Annotated in this window: 19 protein-coding genes and 1 tRNA gene; 12 read left to right on the top strand and 8 right to left on the bottom strand. The window is 55.9% G+C overall.

The features are described from left to right. Nucleotides 1–45 precede the first annotated feature (45 nt). The 5 genes from G491_RS0103855 (at nt 46) to G491_RS0103835 (ending at nt 3,112) form a co-directional block, all read left to right on the top strand. Nucleotides 46–708, top strand: a complete 663-nt coding sequence (locus G491_RS0103855; RefSeq protein ID WP_157467947.1) for a tetratricopeptide repeat protein — start codon at nt 46–48, stop codon at nt 706–708. Between the two features lie 4 nt (nt 709–712). Then, nucleotides 713–1,630: a formylglycine-generating enzyme family protein gene (locus G491_RS0103850; protein WP_028313643.1), complete on the top strand. Its 918-nt coding sequence runs from the start codon at nt 713–715 to the stop codon at nt 1,628–1,630. A 362-nt stretch (nt 1,631–1,992) separates the two neighbouring features. Further along, nucleotides 1,993–2,193, top strand: coding sequence for an addiction module protein (locus G491_RS0103845; RefSeq protein WP_028313642.1), 201 nt, complete (start codon nt 1,993–1,995; stop codon nt 2,191–2,193). Nucleotides 2,194–2,195: 2 nt separating this feature from the next. Further along, a complete protein-coding gene (locus tag G491_RS0103840) occupies nt 2,196–2,489 on the top strand; it encodes a type II toxin-antitoxin system RelE/ParE family toxin (RefSeq protein ID WP_028313641.1) in 294 nt (97 codons plus the stop codon). Between the two features lie 155 nt (nt 2,490–2,644). Beyond that, a complete protein-coding gene (locus G491_RS0103835; RefSeq protein ID WP_028313640.1) occupies nt 2,645–3,112 on the top strand; it encodes a hypothetical protein in 468 nt (155 codons plus the stop codon). Nucleotides 3,113–3,913: 801 nt separating this feature from the next. On the opposite strand, the gene G491_RS0103830 is transcribed toward G491_RS0103835, so the two are convergent. Next, nucleotides 3,914–4,011: transfer RNA gene (locus G491_RS0103830), tRNA-Sec, on the bottom strand. Between the two features lie 92 nt (nt 4,012–4,103). On the opposite strand from G491_RS0103830, the gene G491_RS0103825 reads away from it, so the two are divergent. The 3 genes from G491_RS0103825 (at nt 4,104) to G491_RS0103815 (ending at nt 7,614) form a co-directional block, all read left to right on the top strand. Then, nucleotides 4,104–5,249 (top strand): M20/M25/M40 family metallo-hydrolase, encoded by a 1,146-nt coding sequence (locus G491_RS0103825; RefSeq protein ID WP_028313639.1) that lies wholly within the window; start codon nt 4,104–4,106, stop codon nt 5,247–5,249. A gap of 2 nt (nt 5,250–5,251) precedes the next feature. Beyond that, nucleotides 5,252–6,430, top strand: a complete 1,179-nt coding sequence (larC, locus tag G491_RS0103820; protein ID WP_035217573.1) for a nickel pincer cofactor biosynthesis protein LarC — start codon at nt 5,252–5,254, stop codon at nt 6,428–6,430. 401 nt (nt 6,431–6,831) lie between these two features. After that, nucleotides 6,832–7,614, top strand: coding sequence for a 4Fe-4S binding protein (locus tag G491_RS0103815; RefSeq protein ID WP_169829382.1), 783 nt, complete (start codon nt 6,832–6,834; stop codon nt 7,612–7,614). A 5-nt stretch (nt 7,615–7,619) separates the two neighbouring features. Here G491_RS0103815 and G491_RS0103810 read toward each other — a convergent pair whose 3' ends face one another. Further along, nucleotides 7,620–9,152, bottom strand: coding sequence for a M48 family metallopeptidase (locus G491_RS0103810; RefSeq protein ID WP_028313636.1), 1,533 nt, complete (start codon nt 9,150–9,152; stop codon nt 7,620–7,622). 202 nt (nt 9,153–9,354) lie between these two features. Here G491_RS0103810 and glpK point away from each other — a divergent pair, with 202 nt between their 5' ends. Continuing rightward, nucleotides 9,355–10,833 (top strand): glycerol kinase GlpK, encoded by a 1,479-nt coding sequence (gene glpK, locus G491_RS0103805; RefSeq protein ID WP_028313635.1) that lies wholly within the window; start codon nt 9,355–9,357, stop codon nt 10,831–10,833. A 43-nt stretch (nt 10,834–10,876) separates the two neighbouring features. After that, nucleotides 10,877–11,782: an EFR1 family ferrodoxin gene (locus G491_RS0103800; protein WP_035217739.1), complete on the top strand. Its 906-nt coding sequence runs from the start codon at nt 10,877–10,879 to the stop codon at nt 11,780–11,782. Between the two features lie 563 nt (nt 11,783–12,345). Here the strand turns inward: G491_RS0103800 and fdhF are convergent. After that, on the bottom strand, nt 12,346–15,102 hold the full coding sequence (gene fdhF, locus G491_RS34845) for a formate dehydrogenase subunit alpha (RefSeq protein WP_084511282.1): 2,757 nt from the start codon (nt 15,100–15,102) through the stop codon (nt 12,346–12,348). 346 nt (nt 15,103–15,448) lie between these two features. Between fdhF and G491_RS0103785 the strand changes: the two genes are divergently transcribed. Beyond that, on the top strand, nt 15,449–17,467 hold the full coding sequence (locus G491_RS0103785) for an RnfABCDGE type electron transport complex subunit B (protein WP_028313631.1): 2,019 nt from the start codon (nt 15,449–15,451) through the stop codon (nt 17,465–17,467). A gap of 189 nt (nt 17,468–17,656) precedes the next feature. Then, nucleotides 17,657–18,136 (top strand): SoxR reducing system RseC family protein, encoded by a 480-nt coding sequence (locus G491_RS0103775; protein ID WP_028313630.1) that lies wholly within the window; start codon nt 17,657–17,659, stop codon nt 18,134–18,136. A 78-nt stretch (nt 18,137–18,214) separates the two neighbouring features. On the opposite strand, the gene G491_RS0103770 is transcribed toward G491_RS0103775, so the two are convergent. From G491_RS0103770 to G491_RS0103750, 5 genes are all read right to left on the bottom strand, one after another. Continuing rightward, on the bottom strand, nt 18,215–18,580 hold the full coding sequence (locus tag G491_RS0103770; protein WP_028313629.1) for a hypothetical protein: 366 nt from the start codon (nt 18,578–18,580) through the stop codon (nt 18,215–18,217). 3 nt (nt 18,581–18,583) lie between these two features. Next, complete coding sequence (locus G491_RS0103765) at nt 18,584–19,645, bottom strand: KamA family radical SAM protein (protein WP_028313628.1); 1,062 nt, start codon at nt 19,643–19,645, stop codon at nt 18,584–18,586. 10 nt (nt 19,646–19,655) lie between these two features. Then, nucleotides 19,656–20,561, bottom strand: a complete 906-nt coding sequence (locus G491_RS0103760) for a TIGR01777 family oxidoreductase (protein ID WP_015947359.1) — start codon at nt 20,559–20,561, stop codon at nt 19,656–19,658. Between the two features lie 220 nt (nt 20,562–20,781). Then, nucleotides 20,782–22,869 carry an acetate--CoA ligase family protein gene (locus G491_RS0103755; protein WP_028313627.1) on the bottom strand — a complete coding sequence of 696 codons (2,088 nt, stop codon included), beginning with the start codon at nt 22,867–22,869 and terminating at the stop codon, nt 20,782–20,784. Between the two features lie 380 nt (nt 22,870–23,249). Beyond that, the gene (locus G491_RS0103750; protein WP_028313626.1) at nt 23,250–24,275 is read right to left on the bottom strand and encodes a uroporphyrinogen decarboxylase/cobalamine-independent methonine synthase family protein; all 1,026 of its coding nucleotides are present in this window, start codon (nt 24,273–24,275) and stop codon (nt 23,250–23,252) included. Nucleotides 24,276–24,277: the final 2 nt, after the last annotated feature.

Here is a 24,277-nt window from a genome sequence, read left to right as displayed (position 1 = left end):
GCCTCTCGATTTTGCGGAAATCCATAGAACATGAGAATGTTTTTAATGCCGCTTGTATTGGCGGCTCTATTATTTAATCCGACCATGGGCCTTGCAAATTGCGAAGAGGCCCGCACCATGGCCGCCCAAGCTCAGGCATTCTTTGAAATGCAACCCCAAAACAGCCTGGAATTGCTTGGAAAAGCCCATCAACTATGCCCCACTGATTACGCCATTCAATATAATTTGGGCCTGGCCTTATACCTGACGAACAAGCCCGGGGAATCCTACAAAGTATGGGCGGCGCTGGCCATGCGTCACGCCGACTCCAAATTGCTCGTCAACCTGGGCTGGCTCGCCCTGGAATTGGGCCGCCCGGAAGAAGCCGAAGAGTGGCGCAAAAAATCCGAGGAGCACAACGCCTCCGATCCCAACGCCGTGGCCCTGCACGTGGAAATTCTGTTCGCCCTGAATAGGCCCAAGGAGGCTTTGGACATCGCCGCCCTGAACAAGGGCAGGGTGCCGTTTAATATTTCCCGGGATCACCTGGAAAAGGTCACCGCCGGCATCCGCCAAACTTATGAGGACGGCGACAAATCCGAGGCTGCAGACCAGTTAAGGGACGCCATTCGGGAATATCCGGAAATTAAAAAGCTCCAGTCAGCCCGCGACCTCATGCGCATTTTGTTTTTCGACCGCAAGGTGGAAATGTCCGGGGAGGAAAAATAAAACCGTGAAAAATTATTTGGTTATTTGTCTCCTGGTTTTGTTTTTTCTTCAGCCCGTAGCCGCCCCGGCTTCGGAAGTGGGAATCGACGTGGAATGGGAGCCCATCGCGGGAAGCGACTCGTCGTCCTTTTTGCCTCCCAATCCGGGGCAAACCGGCCAAACCTGGATCGAGCCGGCCACCGGCATGGAGTTCGTGTGGATTCCCGGTGGATGCTTCACCCAGGGAACCCCCACCACGGAGCGGGGCCGGTATCACGACGAAGGCCCGCAACGTAAGGTTTGCGTGGACGGGTTCTGGATGGGCAGGACCGAGGTGACCAACCTCCAATTCCGGCATTACAAAATCACTCACGACAGCATGGCCTTTAAAGGCCGCTCCCTGAACGCAGACCAGCAGCCCGTGGTTTATGTAAGCTGGCGGGACGCCATGGCCTTTTGCGACTGGCTGACCGAGCAAAGCGGCTTCAAGCACTCCTACACCCTGCCCACCGAGGGCCAGTGGGAATACGCCTGCCGGGCCGGAACGACAACCTCCCGATACTGGGGAAACAGCCCTATCAACGCCTGCAATTTCGCCAATATGTCCGATAAAACCGCCCGGGAGGAATGGAAAACCTGGACCCCCAACAAATGCGACGACGGCTACGCCGTGTCAGCGCCTGTGGCCACCTTTCAGCCTAACGCATTCGGCCTCTACGATATGCTGGGCAACACTTGGGAATGGTGCCGCGACTGGAAGGGAAAATATCCCGAAAAGGGCGAGACCAACCCCACCGGCCCGTCTTCCTCCGAGCTGGGAAAAATCGTCCGGGGCGGATCCTGGGACAACGCCGCCAACGGCATCCGCTGCGGCAACCGCAGCTACGCCACCATCGGGTTTGAAAGATACAACAACGGGTTTCGGGTGATTAGAATTCGGTAATCTATAAAAATGCCCCTAAACCCGGTCCTCCATTAGCATTGGATGATTTCTGATAGCCCACGAAAGCATGAAGGTTCGACTCTTGCAGCGCACGCTTTTCCCATGGCGACGCAAAGGTCAAGACTCTGGATTCCCGACAGGGGCGCTCGGGAATGACGGTCCAAGGGGAGCATGGGCGGGCCTGAATAGATGACGAACCGACCAAGTCGTCATCCCCGCGAAGGCGGGGACCCAGCGTTCCGTCCCCATGCCCTTTTCTTTGACAGGTTGTTCAAGATTTTCAAGAAGCGGGGGATATGCTATATATTATTCAGGAAACATCATTGATGTTTACAATCAATTATTGATGGAGAGGTGAAGCCATGGACAAGTCGTTGGCAGAGCAAATACTTGCCTTGGAGCCCGCCGAGCGAATGCGGCTTTTGGACATTATCCATAGAAGTCTGGAAAAGCCTGACGCAAAGATCGATGACCTCTGGTTTGACGAAGCGGAAAAACGCTTGCAGGCCTATAAGGCTGGAAAGGTCAAAGGCGTTCCTGCGGATAAAGTATTAGGGCCGTAGTCATGAATATCCTGTTTGATCCTCTGGCAGAGCAGGAATACCATGACGCCTTCGAGTTCTATGAAACTAGGAAAATAGGCCTGGGAGAGGATTTTAAGAACGCCATTAGAACAGCTCTTCGGATTATTGAACTTCACCCGGAAGCTGGGCCGGAAGTCAGACCTTGTATTCGAAAGATACTTGTCAATCGCTTCCCTTACAATCTCATCTATTCTATTACCGACCATGGATTATACATTCTCGCCGTTGCCCACGCCCGCCGAGCGCCTGAATATTGGGTTGACAGAACATCATAACCTATTTGGATGCACATTGGCCGCGAAAGCACTATGGGCACGTGCTCTATGGTTATAGATTGTTAGAAAGATTCGCCAAGGGTATGTCTGGTGGAAATGTAGGGGGCTAATGCCCTGATGGTTGGCCTCATTTTGCAAGAGGTGAAACACAAGCCATGATTAATATTCGCACTTTCTTGCTTGTTGATAAAAATTTTATCCCTTTGGAAGAGTTTTCAGGCTCCTTTCGGGATAAATATTACATTGATGGCGGCATAACTCTCTCCATTTATAATACTCCCGTTTTGACTTTGGAGATGTGGGACCTCGTAGACCTGTTATGGGTGAATATTGTTGACCAATTGGAGGCTATAGCTTTAGGCCAAACAGTAGTTGTTTGTTTTCCAGATTGCCCTTTACAGTTATTATTTCAACCGATTGGAGTCAATTCCGTCAATGTAAAGACGAACGCAAAAAATAGTCTATCTGCAATGGCTCCAAAGGACATGTTGATCTCATGCTTGTGTTCTAGTGGATGGAGGTTTTTTAAAAGGATGATGGACCTTGCTCCTGCACATTCAGGTATTTGGTTGGCAAGTTTGGATAAAATTGAGAAGGTTAGTAAAAGTGATTTCTGGGCATAGTTGAATAGCAGGTATGATCTATGGGTTTCACTAAATTTCACGGGACGTCCTTAAGAAAATAATAAACTTAGTATCTCCTTGTATTCACAACCTATTCCAATATGGTTTCGGCTTGGATGAGAGCATTTCTAATACAAAAAGGGCGGCGTGGGTTTTGAAATGCTATTTGCTGAAGGCTTTGGAAACATAGCTGGTTTGGGCAAACTAAGCGGTTTCTAATGCACGTAGGGCTTAAATAAATGTCGCTGCGCGACCCCGGCAGGATACGGCTCTGCCGGGGCTACCCAACTACTCTTCCGGGGCGCCGTCGATTCACGCAAAAAAAGCGTCCTGCGGATCCCTGCGGCATAAAACAAAGACGCTGCCAGGGCTGCCCAAGTGTATTGGAAACGCGGCCTTCCAAACATCCTCTATATCGTCGGATTGCTCCGCATGAAAGGATGGGCGCCCACCAAGTTTTTATGGAGACTTTTACCCCTGCCTTATCCGGATTTCTATCCCGGCTCCGCGTAATCCGACCTACATGTCGCTGTGCGATCCCATAGGGATGCTGTCTTGCCTGGGGGGCCAGAACCCCAAGGACAATACGGGACACCCCTTCAGGACGCTCGGGAATGGCGGCCTTTACAGTCACGCGCCATGATCAGGCAAGAATTCGCTACGATTGAGCGACAGTTCACGATTTGCAAGAAGCAGGGGATGTGCTATTATTGATCCATGAAAGAACGTTGGATAGACAAGGTTTTGAATCATAAGGGGATTTTTGCTGAAGGCGGCGGAAAGGCCCAAAAGATAAAAAAATGGCGGAAGTGCATGGGAATCGAACCCACCCGGGACGTTGTTAGCGCCCCACACCGGATTTGAAGTCCGGGAGCCCCACCAGTGAGCTGCGCACTTCCGCGAAGCACTCTTGGTACACTATGCGCCCTCGGATTGTCAATGACTACTCGACGGTTTTCCATGATTCGCAATTAATAGAAAGGTTTTTTCAATGATACAAATAGACAGGCTTTCCGATTTCTTCTCCACTGTCGTGCAGATAGACTCGGTTTCCCGGGAGGAAGCCCGGGTGGCGGCCTATCTCACCAAGGAATTTGAGAAGTTGGGCGCGTCAGTGGTCATGGACAACGCGGGGGAGGCCGTGAACGGCGACTGCGGCAACCTCATCGTCCGGTTTTCCGGAACCGTGGATGCGCCGCCCTTGCTTTTGAGCGCCCACATGGACACGGTGGAGCCGGGCCGGGGCATCGTCCCTGTGCTGGAGAACGGAATTTTCACCAGCCAGGGCGACACCATTCTGGGCTCGGACGACAAAAGCGCCGTCGCCATATTGCTGGAAATCTGCACTGTCCTAGTTGAAAACAAGATTCCCCACGGCCCCTTGGAGCTGGTCATCACCGTGTGCGAGGAAATCGGGCTGTTGGGGGCCAAGAACTTTGACATGTCCCAAATATCCGCCAAGTACGGCTACGCTTTGGACGCCCGAGACCCGGACGGCATCGTCACCCGGGCGCCTTACGCCAACCGCATTGAATTCAAGGTGCACGGCATAGACGCCCACGCGGGCGCCAAGCCGGAAGACGGGATCAACGCCATCCTGTTGGCCAGCCGGGCCATTGCCGGTCTGGAGTTGGGCCGCATTGACGAGGAAACCACGTGCAACCTGGGCCTCATCAAGGGCGGCGTGGCCACCAACATCGTCCCCGGACTGGTGGAGATCTGCGGCGAAGCCCGGTCCCATAACCCGGACAAGCTGAAAGCCGTCACGGAAAAGATGACCTCCGCGTTTGAGCAGGTTATCAAGGAGGAGCGCTCCAAGCTGGCCGACCCCGGCGACCGCCCCTTTGTGGAGTATGAGGTTTTCGAGGATTTTGCAGGCATCAACATCCCGGACGACCACCCGGTGGTGGTCATGGCTAAAAAGGCGGGCAAGAACCTGGGCCGGGAAGTGTCCACCCGAATGTCCGGCGGAGGCGCGGACGGCAATGTTTTTTGCTCCCACGGCGTCATGACCGGGGTCATGGGCACGGGCATGAACGACGTGCATTCCACCCGGGAGTCCGTGGCCGTGGCCGATATGGTCAAGTGTGCTGAGCTGCTTCTGGAAATTATCAAGATCCATGCGGAAGAGCGCTAAAGATGACCGAAAAAAACCTGATAGCCTATTTTGACTGCTTCTCCGGCGTCAGCGGGGACATGACCCTTGGCGCCCTCATGCATCTCGGCGTTCCCAGGGAATGGCTGGAAGAGCAATTGCGCGCCGTTCCCCTGGAGGAATTCCGCCTGGAGCTGGAAGATAAGACAACCCACGGCATTACGGGCAAGCATGCCAAGGTGATTGTGGAGCACGAGCCCCACGCCCGGCATTTCGCCACGATCCGGGATATCATCACCCTTTCGGATTTAAGCCCCTGGGTGAAGGAAAAAGGCCTGGCGATTTTCAGCCGCCTGGCCCATGCCGAAGCCCAGGTGCACGGGCAGACTGTGGATCACGTCCATTTTCATGAAGTGGGCGGAACCGACGCCATCGCCGACATCATCGGCAGCCTGTTGGCTATGGAATACCTGGGCGTTTACGAAGTGCAGTCATCCCCTCTGCCCCACGGAACCGGGTTCGTTCGATGCGCCCACGGCATGCTGCCCATCCCTGCGCCGGCCACGGTTCTGCTGCTCAAGGACTGCCCCACCTATGGCACGGACGTCCCGTGCGAACTGGTCACGCCCACGGGCGCGGCCATCGTATCCACCCTGGCGGCCAGGTTCGGGCCTCAACCGCGCATGACCATTCAGGGCGTAGGATACGGCATGGGAACCCGAGTGCTGGAAAACCGGCCCAACGGCCTCCGCGTCATCCTGGGCAAGCCCGAATTGCTGCTGCAGACCGATACGGTGCTGACCGTTGAAACCAATATCGACGACATGAACCCGGAGATTTTCGGGTACGTGCAGAAGAAGCTGTTTGAGCAAGGCGCTCTGGATGTGGGCTGGATTCCCATGTTTATGAAGAAAAACCGCCCCGCCACTTTGGTGCGGGTGCTGTGCCCCATACACGCCAGGGACGAAATCGCCCGCACATTGCTCATGGAGACGACGGCCACGGGAGTCCGTTTTTTTGAAACGGCCCGGGAAAAGCTGCCCCGGGAGGAAATCCTTTTGGACACTCAGTTCGGACAAATCCGGGCCAAACGCATCACATGCCCGGACGGGTCCGTGCGCATCAAGCCCGAATACGACGCCTGCGAAAAAATCGCCCGGGAGCAGGGCGTCCCCCTGGTGCGGGTCTATGAGATGATCGGAAAGAAATCCGGATTGATCTGAGAAAATACGTTCGCAATCAGTAAAATGATTGGTGCTGTACATCTGCAATTCCTCCCCGTCCGACTTGCGCCGCGCTATATGCACGGATTAACGCCCGGACGGGGTTATTTTTTTTGCCAGGAGCCAGTCTCCATGCCCTCTGACCATGACCCAAAAAAAGCGCCGGCAGAGAGTGCAGAGGGCATTGCCGACCTCCATTGCAGCATTCATGCAATGAACAATTGACAAGGGTTGGATTTTATGCGAATTTAAATTTGTCCGATCGTTTAATTTTTCCGCACGCACTGCAATTCCTGGGGGATACGCCTTAATCACAGAAAAAAAAGGGGGGAGAGGTCATGGCAAGATCCGGCTGGATATTTCCGGTAATCGAAAAAACTTTTCCAAGAAGTATGCGCTGGATGGGGCTCACCAAAGTTCCGATTTTAAAACGCCTGATTGAATACATGTTTTTTGAAGGGGACCACCTGATCGTCTTGCCCCGGAATGAGGTGGTGGAAGTAAACCGAGCGGTTGACGACCCGGGACAGATGGCCTTGCCCACGGAGTTGGTGGACCAGTTGATAGACAGCATGGAATACCACTTTGTGATGGACTTTTGCCTGTGCCGGATTTCCATGCCTTGTGAGGATTATCCCAGGGATCTTGGCTGCATCTTCATGGGCGAAGCCGCCCGGGGCATCAATCCCAAGTGGGGCCGTTCCGTTTCCAAGGAAGAGGCCAAGGAGCACATCCGTAAATGCCAGGAAGCCGGCTTGATTCACGCCGTGGGTAAGAGCAAACTGGACACCGTCTGGCTGGGAATAGGGCCGGGGGAGAAACTCCTGACCATCTGCAACTGCTGCCCGTGCTGCTGCATCACCCGCGTCATTCCCCATACGCATGAGGTGTTTCAGGAAAAACTGGTCCGGGCGCCCGGTGTGGAGGTCATGGTCAATCAGGAGGAATGCGTGGGCTGCGGAACCTGTGTGAGCAAGGCCTGCATCCTGGAAGCCATCAGCCTGGTGGACGGCAAGGCGGTGATCAACCAAGCCAATTGCCGGGGCTGCGGCCGGTGTGCGGAGGCCTGCCCTACGAACGCCATCACCCTGACCATAGACGGGAGCCTTTTTGTTCAGGAATCCGTCCGGCAGATCGGGGCGGTGGTCTCGTTTGAATCCGAACAGGCGGCAGCCTCCGGCTGATTTAATTATTGGAAATCCTTGGACTTCCAGTCCACTTTGCCGGGGTTGGAGCTTCCCGCCTTTTCGGTGGACATGGAGAACTGCGGACCGTAGCTGGTCAGGGGATTAGTCAATGACTTCGGTTCATTGTCATTTTTATCGCCGCCTTTTCCCTTTTTCTTGTCGTCCTGGTCGTTCATCTCCTCCATGGCTGTTTTGATTTTCTCTTCCAGCTCGGGATTGCCCTTTGCCAGGCTTTGGGCCTTTCTAAGATGAAAATCGGCGTTTTTCATGTCCCGCCGTTTCATGTGATAGATCCCCAGGTAATAATGGGCCTGGTCCAATACGTTCATCCTGCCGTAAACCTGGCCCAGATAATAATACACCTCGGAGTTCCTATTGCTGAGCTCACGGGCTTTTTCCAGGGAGGCTGCGGCGTCCTGGAGCGCGCCGGACTCCATGTGCACCCTGCCAAGCAGGAAGTAGGCTTCCGGGACCTCCGGGGCGGCGGTAATGGCGTTGGTAAGCGAGGCTTTGGCTTCCGGGAACAATCCCGCCTCAAACTGAGCTTTGCCCAGTTCCCGTAAAATGTCGGCGTCAAAAGGCGACAGGGCCAGGGCCTTTTTCAATTCCTCCACAGCCTGGGTGCGCTGGTTGACCCGGGCCAGCAGGGTTCCGTAGCCGTAATGCAGCAGGGGCAAATTGGGGTTCTTCTCCACCGACCGGGCCATCTTTTGCAAGGTCAGGCTCGGATCTCCGTATAATGCAGCCAGCCGAATGCGCATTTTATTGTACGCGTACTCATCCAAATTCCGTTTGACGGTTTGGGCCTGGGGATTGGATTGCAGCCAGGTGTTGAGGTTGATGAAACGGTCCTCCACGGCGGGGTGCGTGGTCAGGTAGCCCGGCACCTGATCCTTGCCGAACCATGTCTTGGCGCGCATGACCTTCATGGCGTCCACAAGCCCCTGGCCGCTGTATCCGGCCTTTAATAGGTAGCTGATGCCGATTTCGTCCGCCTGCGCTTCATCAGCCCGGCTGTAAGCCAGCATGGCGCTGGAGCCTCCTGCGGATGAAAGCACCGCGCCGGCGGGAAATCCGGCCACAAGGCTGGCGATCATGCCCACGGCCGTGGCTGCGGAAATCTTTTTGTTTTTGTCGATTTTTTCCGAAATGTGGCGGCAGGTCACGTGGGCGATTTCGTGCGCCATGATGCCGGCAAGCTGGTCCTCGCTGTCCAAGGCTGCAATCAGGCCGGAATTGATCACCACAATTCCCCCGGGACCTGCGAAGGCATTATATACGTCTTCGTTCGCTACAAAGAACTTGAATTCAAACGGCTGGGCCGGAACCGCTTCCAGGAGGTTCTTCCCTATTTGGCGAACCGGCTCCACAATAACCGGGTCTTCAATGAAATCCATATTCTGCTCAAGGTACTTCAGGTACTTGTCGCCCAGTTCTTTTTCCTCGGATACCGTCATGGCGAGGCCGGGAGCGGCCAGGGGGCCGAGCATTAAAAAAATAATGAGCAGATAAAATGAATTTTTGAGGGATGGCATAACGTCCTTCCAGGGGCGGCTTTTAGATAGGTTGGAATCTTTAACAATTTCATCCAATTTCTACCATACTTTAACCATCATACAGTCCATTGTCGAGGATTTTGTTCCCCGGCGCTTTTGGATGGGCAATGGGCCTTGATCTAACCCGGCAGTTGGGGCATAGTGAAGCAAATTAAACTTTTCACCATTTTCAGGGGGGAGTATGAGCGATTACATTCTTGCCATTGACCAGGGCACAACGGGCTCCACGGTTTTGCTTCTTGATAAAGACCTTAATCTGGTTTCCCGGGGATACCGGGAATTCCGCCAGATTTATCCCAAGCCGGGCTGGGTGGAGCACGATCCGGGGGACATCTGGAATTCCGTAACCGGCGCAATCGCCGACGCCCTTAAGGAATGGGGCATGGAAAACCCGCCCATCAAGGCCATCGGCATTACCAATCAGCGCGAAACCTCCATTATTTGGGACCGCAGGACCGGCAGGCCCATGCACAACGCCATTGTCTGGCAATGCCGCAGGACCGCCGATATCTGCCAAAAGCTGAAAGACGGAGGCCATGAAGACCTGTTCCGGCAAAAAACCGGTCTGGTGCTGGACCCGTATTTTTCCGGCACCAAATATAAATGGATTCTGGATCAGGTGACCGGTTTGCGGGAGTCCGCTTCGGCGGGCAAGATAGCCGCCGGAACCGTGGACTCCTACCTGGTGTATCGTTTGACCGGCAGTCAAAGCCATGTGACCGACGTTTCCAACGCCTCCAGAACGCTTCTTATGGACATCCATAAAGGGGACTGGGACCCGGAGCTTTGCTCCATTCTGGATGTGCCGCAGTCCATCCTGCCTAAAATTGTCGGTTCAGCCGAGGTGTATGGTTACACCAAAGGCGTGCCCGGCCTGGCCGACGGCATCCCGGTGAGCGGCATGGCGGGCGATCAGCAGGCGGCATTGTTCGGCCAGGCCTGCTTTACTCCCGGCGAGGCGAAATGCACTTACGGCACCGGAGCTTTCATGCTCATGAACACGGGCGATAAACCGGCCATTGGATCGGGCGGCCTGTTGGGCACCATCGCCTGGAATTTGGACGGAACCATGCAATACGCCTCGGAAGGCTCGGCCTTTATCGCGGGCGCCGCCGTGCAATGGCTGCGCGACAGCCTGGGCTTTATCGAAAGCGCTTCCCAGGTGGAGGCTTTGGCCGCCAGCGTGCCGGATTCGGAAGGCGTGATTGTGGTTCCCGCCTTTGTGGGCCTGGGCGCCCCCCATTGGAGGCCCGAAGCAAGGGGCATTATGACCGGCCTCACCCGCGGAACCACCCGCGCCCATATCACCCGCGCCACCCTGGAGGGCATCGCCCTGCAGAACGTGGACATCTTAAAGCTCATGGAAAAGGAAAGCGGCCGGGATATCAAGGCGCTCAAAGTGGACGGCGGCGCTTGCGCCAATAACCTGCTCATGCAGATGCAGGCGGATTTTCTGGGATGCACCATAGTGCGGCCCAAGCTCGTGGAAACCACGGCATTAGGCGCAGCCTTCCTGGCCGGCCTGGGCGCCGGACTTTTTTCCGGAGTGGATGACATCCGCGCTTCCTGGCAGGAGGACCGGGTTTTTGAGCCCAAAATGAAGGATGCCGAGCGGGAGGAAATCCTGGCCCGTTGGAGAGAGGCGATCAACAAAGCCTGATTCGAAAAAAATGATTTACTTCACGTCCAAGGGAGGGCAGGAAATGCAATCGGTGATCGTGGTTTTTTCCCAGACCGGCAACACCTTGAAACTGGCTGAACGCATCCGGGAAGGCATTGCAGCCGAGTGGGGCGAATGCGAACTGGTCGCCCTGGAAAAGGCGGGCGGAATCGATTTTGCCGAATATGATTTGGTGGGCCTGGGGTGCCCCTCGTTTTATTGCAAAGAGCCTTTTAACGTGACGGATTTTATCGAGGCTCTGCCCCAGCTTGACGGCAAGAACTGGTTTGTGTTCGCTTCCCACGGATGCGAAATGGGGCCGGTTTTGGTTTCCATGGCGGAGAGGCTGGCCGAAAAGGGCGTGACGGTCATCGGCTCCACCCATGTTTACGGGGACGCCTTTCTGCCCTTTTATCCCCATCCCACATACACCACCGGCCACCCGCTGGAAAAAGACCTGGATCAGGCCTGCGAATTCGGCAAAACAATGGCGAAAAACTGCGTCGCCATCGCCAACGGGCAAAAGGATTTGATCGCCCCTCCGACCCTGGAGCACATCCCGGATTGGGCGCAAAAGGACCGGGTGAACCTCAGCCGGGAAATCATGCCCAAGATCATGCCCAGGTTCACCATCAATCAGGACGAGTGCATCCAGTGCGGCCAATGCGAAGACCTATGCCCGGTGGATGGAATCGACATTTCCGCCGACCCTCCCAAAATCCAGGAGCCATGCATCTACTGCTTCATGTGCGCCAAGTCCTGCCCGGAATGCGCCATCGAGGCGGATTGGTCGGGTATGGTCAAAATGGCGCCTGGCAATTATGCGCGGTATCTTGTCTCGTTAAAAGCGGCCGAAGCCCGGGGGGAATTTCAATTTATGGTGGATCCCGAGTCGATCAATTTCGACGACCCCATGCACGTCCAACAAGCCAGGAAAAAGGGTTCTTGAGCCTTTAATCATGTCGGGTTTGAAGTCCAAATACGTTCTTGGCGACCAAACACCTTGCCGCCGGACTTCGTAACCCGACCTACGACTTGGCTCCGTGATAGGCGCAGGCGATTGAAACCGAACGGCGATTTTCAAAAGGACGCTGGGTCCCCATTTACGCCATTGCTTCATGATGATTGCAAAACAACCGCAATCATCACGCCTCCATGGCTTCACGGGGATGACGGAGAGAGATGGCCGTTGCATTTTACGGGTCGTGGATGAGCCTTCGCCCCAACCGTGGGGAAACAAGCAACCTCAAACATTGCTCCTACCACATTCGTTCGTCATCCCCGCAAGGGCGATCCGCTTTTTGGGATCGACCGCAAGCGGGGACCCAGCGTCGTTTTAACAAAACGGCCGACAGCGCTTTTGTTGATGTTTAAGCAAATTGCCTGTTCAGGCAATTCTACAAATCAAAAAAGGGGAGCCTTTCGGCCCCCCTTTTTGATTCGTCTTGCTCCCATGCTCCAGCGTGGGAGTGTATTTTTTTGAAGGCTTGAAAGTCAGCCTTGTTTTTCGCCTTATGCCGCCTTGGCGATCTTGACGGCGCACACCTTGTATTCCGGGATCTTGGCCACGGGGTCCAACGCAGCGTTGGTGAGTTTGTTGGCCGCCGCTTCCGCATAGTGGAAGGGCAGGAACACGGTGCCGGGGCCGGTCATGTCGATGACGCGAGCCACCGCCGTGATTTCGCCGCGGCGGGAGGCGATGTGAACCTTGTCGCCGTCCTTGATCCCGTAAGACACGGCGTCTTCCGGAGACACTTCCACAAAGCACTCGGGCGCGGCCACGTTGAGCCCATCGGACTTCATGGTCATGGTGCCGGTGTGGTAGTGGTAGATCACGCGGCCTGTGGTGAGGTACAGGGGATATTCTTCGTCCGGCTGCTCGGCGGGCGGAATAAAGTCGATGCCGTGGAAAAGCCCCTTGCCCCTGGTGAACTGCCCTTTGTGCAGGATGGGCGTGCCCGGATGGTCCGGCGCGGGGCAGGGCCAGTGCAGGCCGTCCTTGTCAATGCGTTTGTACGACAAGCCGCCGTAAGAAGGCGTGACCCGGGCGATTTCGTCGAAAATCTGCTCCGGGTTGTCGTACTTCATCTCGTATCCCATGCGCGCGGCGATTTCACAGGTAATTTCCCAATCCTGCTTGCAGTCGCCGGGGGCGTCCACGGCCTTTCTCACGCGCTGGACTTTTCTTTCCGTATTGGAGAAGGTGCCGTCTTTTTCGGCAAAGCAGGCGGAGGGCAGGACCACGTCGGCTTTGGCCGCCGTTTCGGTCATGAAGATGTCCTGGACGACCAGGAATTCCAAATGCTCCAGGCATTTTTCGGCGTGGTTCAGGTCCGGGTCGGAGACCAGGGGATTTTCGCCGATGATGTACAGGGACTTGATCACGCCGTCATGAGCCATGGGGAGCATGACCGTGACGGGCAGGCCCAGGTTGCCGGACATGCCGGTAACGCCCCATTCCTTCTCCAGACGGGCTTTGACGTCCGGATTGGTTACGGGCTGGTACGCCGGGAACACGTTGGGCAGGCCGCCCATGTCGCAGGCGCCCTGGACGTTGTTCTGGCCGCGGAGAGGGTTAACCCCGCCGCCCTGGATGCCCAGGTTTCCGGTGAGCATGGAAAGGTTGGCCAGGGACTTTACGTTGTCCGTGCCGCAAATATGCTGGGTGATGCCCATGGCGTAGCAGATGCTGGCGCACTTGGCCTTGGCGAAAATCCGGGCGGTTTCCTCAATGTCCTTGGCGGGAATGCCCGTGATCTCCTCAGTATATTGAGGCGTGAATTTTTCCACCGCGGCTTTCAGGTCTTCAAAACCTTCGGTCCGGTTCGTCACATAATCCTTATCGTAGAGATTTTCCTTGATGATCACGTGCATCAGCCCGTTGATCCAGGCCACGTCGGTTCCCAGGTTCTGTCTGAGCCACTTGTGGGCCAGCTTGGTGATGGGAATCTGACGCGGGTCAACCACGATAATCTTGGCGTTATTTCTCTTAACCGCCCTTTTGGCGTAAGTGGACAACACGGGATGGTTCTCCGTGGTGTTGGAGCCGGTGATGAGAATCACCTCGGCTTTTTCCACATCGCCGATGGGGTTTGTCATAGCTCCGCTTCCGAATGCTGCGGCCAGACCGGCCACTGTGGAGCTATGTCAAAGACGGGCGCAGTGGTCCACGTTGTTTGTCTTGAGGACCGCCCGCGCAAATTTTTGGGCCAGATAGTTTTCTTCGTTGCTGATGCGCGCCGAAGTCAGAACGCCCATGACGTCTCCGCCGTGCTTTTCCTTGATCTCGGAAAACCTTTTGGCGACCAGGTCCAGGGCTTCGTCCCAAGAGGCTTCGCGGAACTTGCCGTTCTCCTTGATCATGGGGGAAGTAATGCGGTCCGGGTGGCCCACAAAATGGTATCCGAACCGGCCCTTGACGCACAGGCTGCCGTAATTGGGGGCGGCTTCCACGCCTTCCACCTTGACGATCTTGTTGCCGCGCACATGGAGTTCAAGCTGACATCCGACGCCGCAGTAGCTGCACGTGGTGCGGACTTTTTTGTCCACTTCCCAGGGCCGGAGACTGTAATGCACGTCCTTTTCCACCAGAGCGCCCACCGGACAGGCCTGGACGCACTCGCCGCAGTAGACGCAGAATTCGTTGGCCAGGGGATAGGAGGCGTCCTTGTCGTTGCGGTTCCAATCGATGGCCAGGTTGACTTGCACCTCGTTGCAGGCCGCTTCGCAGCGTCCGCACTTGATGCAGCGGGAGTAATCCCTCACAAAGAAGGGATTGGCCAAATCTTTGGGATATTCCTTGTCCGAAGGAATGTTCTGTCCCTGCACCTGATATTTGAAAGCCAGGTCCTGCAGCCGGCAGTCTCCCCAGACCGGGCAGAGATCCGTGGTTTCGTCGGATTTCTGGGCGCCCAATTGAAAATCGGTCCACGCTGCGTCGCTGGTTCCGCACACCGCGCAATTGTGGTTGCCGGTGTTGAGCATTTTTTGGATCGCCTCTTTACGGGCTTTGATGACCATAGGAGACTCGGTGCGGACGTTCATCCATACGTCTGCCGGGGTTTCACAGGCGCGGAGCATTTGCACGCCATTTTCCCCTCCGGCGACTTCCACCACGCAAACTCCGCAGCCGCCGTTGGATGTCGCCCTTTTGAGATAGCACAGGGTGGGGATGTCCAGGCTGTTAGCTTGCGCAACGTCCAGGATGGTTTGCCCCTCGCGAAAAGGAAAGCTCCTGCCGTTAATAGTGATATTGCCTTTAGATTTCATAACACCTCAGTGATGCTGAAAAACAGGGAGCGGCTGCTGTCTTTCGCCGGCCCCATTCACATTGAAAATCCAGTTTCTCTGGATTGTATCTCCATATGTTGCCGCATCATTGATATATTAGATCTATAGGAATTGTCAATTGGGATGCGTTTGATCAATTTTGACATAACGTAAAAAGTAATGAGAATTCCGTTCTTGCCTTCCTGGCCTTGTCGTGGTATCGCCAATACCGGTGAAAAGTCCGCCGGGGAGGGACTGGTGGACTATTTCATGGGTTGGCCGCAAAAGCGGTGATGTCAATATTCAATAACCCGTAAGGGTAAGCATACAACAGGAGAAAATACCGGTGTTAACAGCGTTTTTAGTCTTGGGAGTCCTGGGGTTGATTATTGGAGTCGGACTGGCTGCTGCTTCCAAAATCTTTTATGTCTATGTGGACCCGCTGGTTCTTGCGATTGACGATGTTCTTCCCGGCGCCAACTGCGGCGGCTGCGGCATGCCGGGATGTTCGGCCAACGCCGAGGCTATTGCCGCGGGTAAAGCGTCCCCCAGCAGCTGCGTGGCGGGAGGCGAGGAACTGGCGGCGGCCATCGCCGCCATCATGGGCGTTTCCGTGGCTGCCACGGAGCCGGATATCGCCAAGCCCGGCTGCTATTACGGTGTGAAGGACGCAGCGACCAAGTTCGTTTATGAAGGAATTCAGGATTGCCGGGCTGCGGCCATGATCAACGGCGGCATGAAAGAATGCACCGTGGGCTGTCTCGGCCTGGGAAGCTGCGTCAAGGCCTGTCCTTTCGGCGCTTTGGAAATGGGCGAAGACGGCCTGCCGAGAGTCATTGCTGAAAAATGCACCGGCTGCGGCACCTGCGAAAGAGTCTGCCCCAAAGGCATTATCAACATGTCTTCGGTCACTCGCCGGATCATCAAGGAATATACCACCAATGATTGCACCACGCCGTGCCAGCGCGCATGTCCTGCAGGCATTAACATTCGCGGCTATGTGGGCGCCATTGCGGAAGAAAAATTCGAGGATGCGGTTCTGATCATCAAGGAGCGCAATCCCTTCCCGGCGGTCATCGGAAGAATCTGCCCCCATCCCTGCGAGACGGAATGCCGCAGGAATCTGGTGGACGAGTCCGTGGCCATCAACTACTGCAAACGTTTTGCCGCTGATTTTGAAATGCAGTCCGGCAAACGCCTTCTGCCCTACAAAGCCCCCGAGACCGGCAAGCGCGTGGCTGTGGCCGGCGGCGGCATCCAGGGCCTGACGGCTGCTTTTTTCCTGGCTCGTTTGGGCCACGCCCCCACGGTATTGGAAGCCACCGACACTCTGGGCGGGCTCCTGCGTACGGCCATCCCGGAATATCGTTTGTCTCAAAAGGTTTTTGACTGGGAAATCCAGGGCATCCTGGATATGGGCGTGGAAGCCCAGATGAATACGGCTTTGGGCCGGGACGCCTCCGTGGCCGAATTGCTGGCCGAAGGGTACGACGCCGTACTGGCCGCCCCCGGCGGCTGGGACGGAAGGCTGAGCAGGCCCGAGGATAAGGAACCCAAACAGGTGCTGCCCAACACCAACCTGTTGATCGACGTGGCCAAAGACGCGGGCTCCGTAACCTGGGGCGAGAGCGCAATCTTTGTGGGCGGCGGCGCAGCCGTGGTGGATATTGCAGCCCAGACCAAGGCCAAGGAAAAGACCCTGGTGCTCAGGGGCGCTGCAGACGACGCTTTGATCGCCAAAGCCAAGGAAAAGGGCGTCAAGCTGGTTCAGAATTCCGCTGTCACCAGGCTGTTCGGTCAGGATGCGGAACTGAAGCAGGTGGAGATCATGGATCTCACCTCCAACGAAAAACAGGTCGTATCCTGCAGCAACCTGATTCTCGGCTCCGGCCGCGCCCCGGAGATGGTTTTCATCCGCAAGCCTGAGGAATCCGACGGAACCGAATCGCCGGCCGTTCCCGCCGAAGGACCTCTGGAATGGATCGGCGCGCCCCCTTACAAAAAGCCCAAGGACGACTTCAGTCCCGGCCTGCTTGCTCCTGCCGATCCGGTCAGCGATTACTCCGCGGCGGTGGAAGCCATTGGCGCCGGACGCCGCGCGGCTGCTTCGGTCCACATGATCATGAACGGCGAAGACGCCTTCCTGCCCGAAAATGTGGTTACGCCTTCGGTCTATGTCCAGGACGTTTTCATGCTGGACGCCGTGCCGCCCATTCCCAGGGAAATCATGCCCTTGCAGAAGACGGGAACGGAAGACGCTCCGGAGCTGGAAAAAGGCTACCCCAAAGAGCAGGCGGTAGCCGAAGCCTCCCGCTGCCTCCAGTGCGGCCTTATCTGCTACCAGAAAGGCAAAAGAGCGGCGTAAGCATTCATAAATGAACATCAAACCGGGAGGCGGCCCCAAAGCCCCTCCCGGTTTTTTTTCGCCCGGACATTTGGCCCGCCCCCCAACCGCCTTGCAATAATTTTCAAAAGGGTTATATTTATTTGTGAACGGTTTGCATAAAATCGGGGCTATCAACCCGGGCTGCCCCCGGGAGACGGAAGGTGAAAAATGGCGGACGATATCGGCGTTGTAGTTGGCGTGTACGGAAAAAAAGTCAGGGTGAAATCCCACAGAAACGAATGCTGCGACCATTGCGAAGCCCGGGACGGTTGCCGGGTGATGGGCGGCGGCAAGGATATGTTTTTTGAGGTGGAAAACAGCCTTAACGCCCAGATGGGCGATCAGGTCAAGGTCCGGGTTTCGGACAAAGCCTTTTTAAAAGCCATCTTTCTGGTGTACGTCATTCCCATGATCGCCTTTATCGGCGGCGCCTTTTGGGGAAACAGCCTGGGCGAGCCCCTGGGCATGGATCCTTCCGCCACGGCGGCCCTGGCAGCCTTTGGATTGATGGGCGTGGTCTTCGCCGTGGTGCGCGTGATAGGCAACCGGCTGGGCCAAAAAGCCGGCTACAAACCCAGGATGGTCTGCATTACAGCCCGGGCCGGAGACGTCCAGGAATTCGCCCCGGCTTCCTGCCCCAGTGAATAGTATACAACGCGGTATCCCCAGGAATAGCTTGTCAAATTGCAAAAGGCCTTCTCAATTTTCGGGAAGGCCTTAATATTTTTACGATTTATTTTCCATTCTCCCAGCCCGCATTTTATTATGGCGCGAGGTGGAGTAGAGTTTACGAAACCCAACAAAAAAAATTGTCGGGTTTGAAGTCCACCAGCGTTTTTGGTCGCGTGAAACGCCAAGCCGGACTTCGTAACCCGACCTACAATCTCTCCAACGGAAGCGCAGGTTGGGTAGAGCTTGCAAACCTTTCCTACGGAGGCTGCCTATTTTTGCCGGAATGATGATCAACGCCGGATGCATACGTGCGAAACCCAACAAATGGGCTTCCACCCTAAAGAGATTACCTCCACCTTTGCAGATCGTCATCACCGCATAGATGATCCGCTCTACAGTGTCGGCCGTAAGCTGAAACAAGGACTAACCTTCCTCGTAGCGAAAGATTTTTCCTTCGAAATTGCGAACCAGGACGGCGTTTTCTTTTTGTTCGACGATGCTTTCGGGCAGGGGGGCTTTGCCGCCGCCTCCGGGAAGATCCACCACGTAATGGGGGATGGCCGTGCCGGGAATGCTTCCCCGTAAAGCCTGCATGAGTTGAACGCCCCGGCTTATGGGAACGTGAAAATGGGCCGCGCCTTTCACCCGGTCCAATTGATGCAGATAATAGGGCCTGACGCGAATCCTCAGCAGTTCCTCCATCAACTCCCGCAATACCGCCTCGTGGTCGTTCACTCCCTTTAACAGCACGGTCTGGCAGCCCAGGGGAACGCCCTGATCCGCCAGGATGCGGCAGGCCTCCTCCGACTCGGGTGTGATTTCCCTGGGATGGTTAAACTGAATGTTCATGTACAGGGGATGAAAATCCGCCAAACCCTTGGCCAGCTCCGGCGTAATTCTTTGGGGCAGAACCCCTGGGATCCGGGAATGAACGCGCAGGGTGCGGACGTGGTTTATGGCGCGCAGCCTCCCCAGTAGATCCAGGAGCTTGTCGTCTTCCATCACCAGGGGATCGCCGCCGGAAAGCACCACTTCCCGGATTTCCTGATTGGAACGGATATAGTCCACGCCCTGGGCCAGGGCTTCCGCCGTGACCGGTTTTACGCCGCCCACTTTGCGCTTTCTCAGGCAATGGCGGCAGTATACGGCGCAGCGGTTTTCCACCTGAAACAATACGTGATGGGGGTAGCGATGGATCAGGCCCGGAACCGGGGACTGGTCTTCTTCGCACAAAGGGTCAGGCGATAGGCTTGCGTCGGAAAGCTCTTCTGCGCTGGGAATGACCTGCCTGCCGATGGGATCGTTTTGCTCGCGAATCAGGGACAGGAAGTACTTGGTGATCCGCATGGGATAGGTTTCCGCAGCTTTTCCCATGGCCTGAAAATCTATGGGAAGAACCCGGGACAGTCCGTCCGGGGAGATTATACAGTCCGCCATGGCCTGGAGCCAGGGAGGAAGGGAGGGCGTGACGGAGCTATCTTTCATAACAAAAAAACTACGCCTGCTTGAGCAGGTGCTCCAGGGCGGGAAGCATTTCAGGGTGTTTGAACGTAAAGCCCGCATCCAGCAGGCGTTGGGGAATCACCCTTTGCCCGTGCAGCAGGGTGTCGCCGAACTCGCCCATGATCAGCTTGAGAATAAAGCCGGGAACCGGAATGAAAGCGGGGCGTCCCAATGCTTTGCCCAAGGCCTTGGCCATGCCTTTGTTGGTGACCGGATTGGGCGCGGTAAAGTTAAAAACCCCTTCCAGCTCCTTGTTTTCCAGGAGGAACACAAAAGCGGAGGTCAGGTCGTTTGCATGAATCCACGAAAACCACTGTTTGCCGCTTCCCAAAGGCCCCCCAAGGCCAAATTTGAAGGGAGGGATCATTTGTTCCAGGGCGCCGCCGTGAGCCTGCATCACCACCCCGAAACGGGTGATCAGACGGCGCACCTTTTTGGCTTCCGCCTTGGCGGCTTCCGCCTCCCAGTCCTGGCAGACCAGGCTTAGAAAGTCGTCTCCCGGGGGAGAGTCTTCGGTCAGCTCTTCGTCTCCGGTAAAGCCGTAATATCCTGCGGCCGAGGTGTTGATGAATGTGAATGATGGATTTTCCGGCAAGGCTTCCACCACCCGGCGGGTGGTCAGGATGCGGGAATCCAGGATGTCCTGCTTGTATTGCGGATTCCACCGGCGGAAGATGGTCACGCCGGCGAGATTGACGACCGCGTCGTGGTCGTGCAAGGCCTGCTGCCACGATCCCGGCTCTTGGGCGTCCCCGCTTACGTAATGATATTTGTCGTGTTCTATTCGGCCTTTTCCCCGTCCCCTGGCCATGGCGGTCACATAGTGGCCTTTTTCCAGCAGTTTCTTGGACAAAAGAGTCCCTACAAAGCCGGTGCCGCCGACTATGAATACTTTCATATATCACCCTTGTTTGAGTGGCCCGCATGAATGCGGTTTGGGCGGCCATTGCCGGAGAACCCGGCGTCAATCCGCCTCTCATCCCTGAGGTTTCATACAACAATACACTTTGTTTGCCAACCAGGTAAAGGGCGGGAGAATCAGGCCCCATCATGTTGTGGCTTTGGGGGGGATTTGGAGAGAGGGGGCGGCACATGTGCAGCCCCCTGGTTAAAATGCGTTATTTCACCAGCATACGCATGTCCAAAGGCATAACGCCTTTTTGAAATACGCGCACCGGGTTGAGGTCAAGCTCCTGGATTTCGGGAAATCCGGCCATCAGGCAGGAGATTTGGCGCACAAGATCCACAAAGGCGTCAACGTCCGCCGGCGCCTGGCCGCGAGCCCCTTGGAGCAGTTTGTACACCTTCAAGCCGGAGAGAGCCTCCCTGACGGCGCTTTTGCGGGCCGGACAGGGGATGGTTGCCAGGTCTTTGAAGATTTCCATGTAGATTCCGCCCATGCCGAAGACGATGACCGGGCCGAACACCTCGTCCCTTTTTGCGCCGATGAACAGGTCGTGTCCTTCAGGCGCCATTTCGGCGATGCGCACACCGTCGAACCGGGCTTCCGGTGCGTGGGACTTCAGGTTGCTTCGAATGGATTCAAACGCCGCCTTGGCTTGCTCCAAATCCCGGACGCCGAGCTTCACCCCGCCAACGTCGGACTTGTGCAAGGCGTCCGGGCTGACCACCTTCATGACCACCGGGAAGGGAATGCCGTTCAAGGCCTTCTCCAACTCATCCACAGAGGCGGCCGCGGCGGATTTGGGGGTGGGAATGCGGCAGGCCTGGAGCAGTTCCATGGATTCCTCGCCCAAGGGCCCCTTACGGGCCTCCAGCCATTCCCGGGCTTCCGGAAGGCCGGCCAGGTCTTCGGCTCCCCGGCAGTCCTTCATTTGCTTTTGGCGGGTGTGATATTTCATCTGAAAAGACATGGCCCGGACCAGTTCCTCGGGGCTGTTGAAAATGGGCACGTTGATGGCCTGCTTAAAAGGCGAAAGATTGGGGGTGACCAGCGCCGCGCCCAAAGGTTTGCCCGAGGAAAGAATGGCGCCCCAGGACTCCTTGGACAGGTCGGTGCGGAGCATCATCTTGAAGACGCTGTCTCCGGAAGGCATGTCCGGGGTAAAGCTGACATACATGGCGCCGTCCACCTGGTCGGAATGCATGACCTCGCAGATGACGTGGGCCACGAAATTGGGATCGTAGATGTCTCCCAGGTCCAGGGGGTTGGAAAACTTGATGACGCCGGCATTGGAGAAATTGCGCAGACTTTCGTAAAACGCCTCACCGGGATCGGCGAATTCAAAGCCGGATTCTTCGCATAGGTCGGCCATCATGACGGAAAGGCCTCCGGCCGGGCTCATGACCACCACCCGGGGGCCTTTCATGGGCGGCAGTTTAAAGGCTTTGGCCACGGCCATGAAATCGTGGAAATGCCTGATGCGGATAATGCCGGAATCCTTGCATATGGCGTCGAGAATATGGTCGTCGCTGCTTACGGAGGCCGTGTGGCTCATGGCCGCCCTCTTACCGGAGTCGGTGGTGTTGGATTTGAAAACCACCACGGGCTTGTTGATCCTGGAGGCCATTTCCGCCAGTTCCCGGCCCCGGGTAATGCTTTCCAGATACATGAAAATGATTTCCGTGTCCGGGTCCTGTCCGAAGTATTCCAGAAAATCCACTTCATCCAGGTCTAACTTGTTGCCGATGCTGGCGAATTTCGCCATGCCAAGATTCTCGGCCTTAAAATGAGTCATAATCATAAGACCCACGCCGCCGCTTTGACTCACCACGGAAATATTTCCCAGGGGCGGCTTGACCACCGGGGCGAAGGGCAGGCAGAGGCCGTTTTTGACGTTGGCCAGGGTCAGGCCGTTGGGGCCCACAAATCGAATGCCGTATTTCCGGGCTGCATCCAGGGTTTGTTGGGCCAGGTCGTCCCCATGGCCTCCGAATTCCGAAAAACCCCCGCTGGGTATGGCCATGCGTTTAACGCCCATTTTACCGCAGCGCTCCACCATGTCCGGGACCAGCTTGGCCGGGATCAGGGTGTAAACGATGTCCGGGATGATGGGCAACTCTTCGATTTCGCGAAACATCTTGACGCCGTCCACATAGGCGTCGTTATTGCGGCCGTTGACTCCGAATATTTGCCCCCGATAGCCCCAGCGGAGCATGTTTTCCAGGCTGAGCCGGGGGATGTTGGATTTGTTGGAGGACAATCCCACCATGGCGATGGACTGGGGGTTGAACATTTTTTCCATGCGAAAAACTCCTTGCAAAAACCGGCAGGGCTGATCCGTCCGGGCTTTTTGCCGCCAGCCCCGGCGATTGTAAAATTGAGCGGCAGTCGCTGTATAGCCAAAGAAGTATCAGAGGGCAAGCCCATAAAAAAGCCCTATCTTGCATCCTGCATCATATTGGTTAGTTACCGATATGAATTTTCCACTACAATAAAAATATTTATTGAGGCAAATTCACTTTTTTGCTTCCCAAGGCGTGGGTCGATTCACACTATGTTAAATGATAATAGTCTGTTATGTCAAATCTAAGGCTTGGCGAATTTCTGAAGGGCGGCATCCTCTCAGCCTCCCCGATCCAAGCAAAGGTCCGTCAACTTTCAAAGATGCTTTTGCGAAATGAGTTAGGTCAGATTGAAACGGTCCCGCAAGCGGCGGGAAAGTTCCCGCACCACGCCAAAGGCCTTTTCCACGGTGACCTCGCCGTCCGGGTTGATCAGGCAGCAGGTGGCCGGGGAAATCAGGCTTTGGGCGAAAAGCATGTCCCGGTCCACGCCCCGGGAAGCCAGTTCATCCCACAGGCTCACCAGATAGTCCTCCAGGGAGACGATGCCTTCTTTTTCAAAAGGCTCCACGTTGGTGGGAACGATTCCCCAGACCAGGGTATTGCCCTTTTCCAAAAATTTCTTGATGGCTTTATGGTACGAGGTGAACACGTTTCCGTTGGAGTACACGTCCAGGGACAGGATGTCCATGTCCAGGCCTAAAAGAAAATCCCAGGAAGGATTGCCGCATAAATGAACGCCCCGGGGCCGGTCGATCATGGCGAAAAACCGGTCCAGGTCCTTTTTGGCCTTCATGTCGTCATAGCCGGATAAGGCGGAGAATATGAATTGCAGGCCCGGCTCGTCGACAAACATGAAAGCGTTGGGGTTCAAGGCCTGCAGGCGGGTGAGTTGCACGTTGACCCTTTTGGCCATGAACTCCATCATAAAGGGTCGAACCATGTCGTCGAAGATAATGGGCCGGTCGTTTTCGTCCTTGACGTTAAACCCGAAGCTCACCGGTCCTTCCAGTTGCCCGCGCACCGCCTTTTTTTGAGACAGGTCCATCTCCAGAAAACGATGGTGCACCGCAGAGTATTGGGGGCTTACGTCAAAATACGCCGGCTCCTCAAAATGAGCCATGGCCTCTTCCAGTTCCAGGGCGAATTTCTCGGTGGAAAAGCTCAGCAACTGGTTTTCCATGTCCAAAACAATGCCCGGAAAATGCTCCGAAGCCTGGACGTACATGTCTTCATAATACGAAAGCCTGGGCAGCTGAGGCCAAAATGGGACGTCCAGGGACCACGCGAGGTCCAAAGCCCTGTTTGCGTCCGTGTGGGGCATGACGGCCATGGCCGTAGTGCGAAGATTTCCGGGTATGGGCATGC

Origin of the sequence: Desulfatibacillum aliphaticivorans DSM 15576 (assembly GCF_000429905.1) — a bacterium.
In the GTDB taxonomy this organism is placed as follows: domain Bacteria; phylum Desulfobacterota; class Desulfobacteria; order Desulfobacterales; family Desulfatibacillaceae; genus Desulfatibacillum; species Desulfatibacillum aliphaticivorans.
This window is presented reverse-complemented; position numbering and strand designations above follow the sequence as displayed.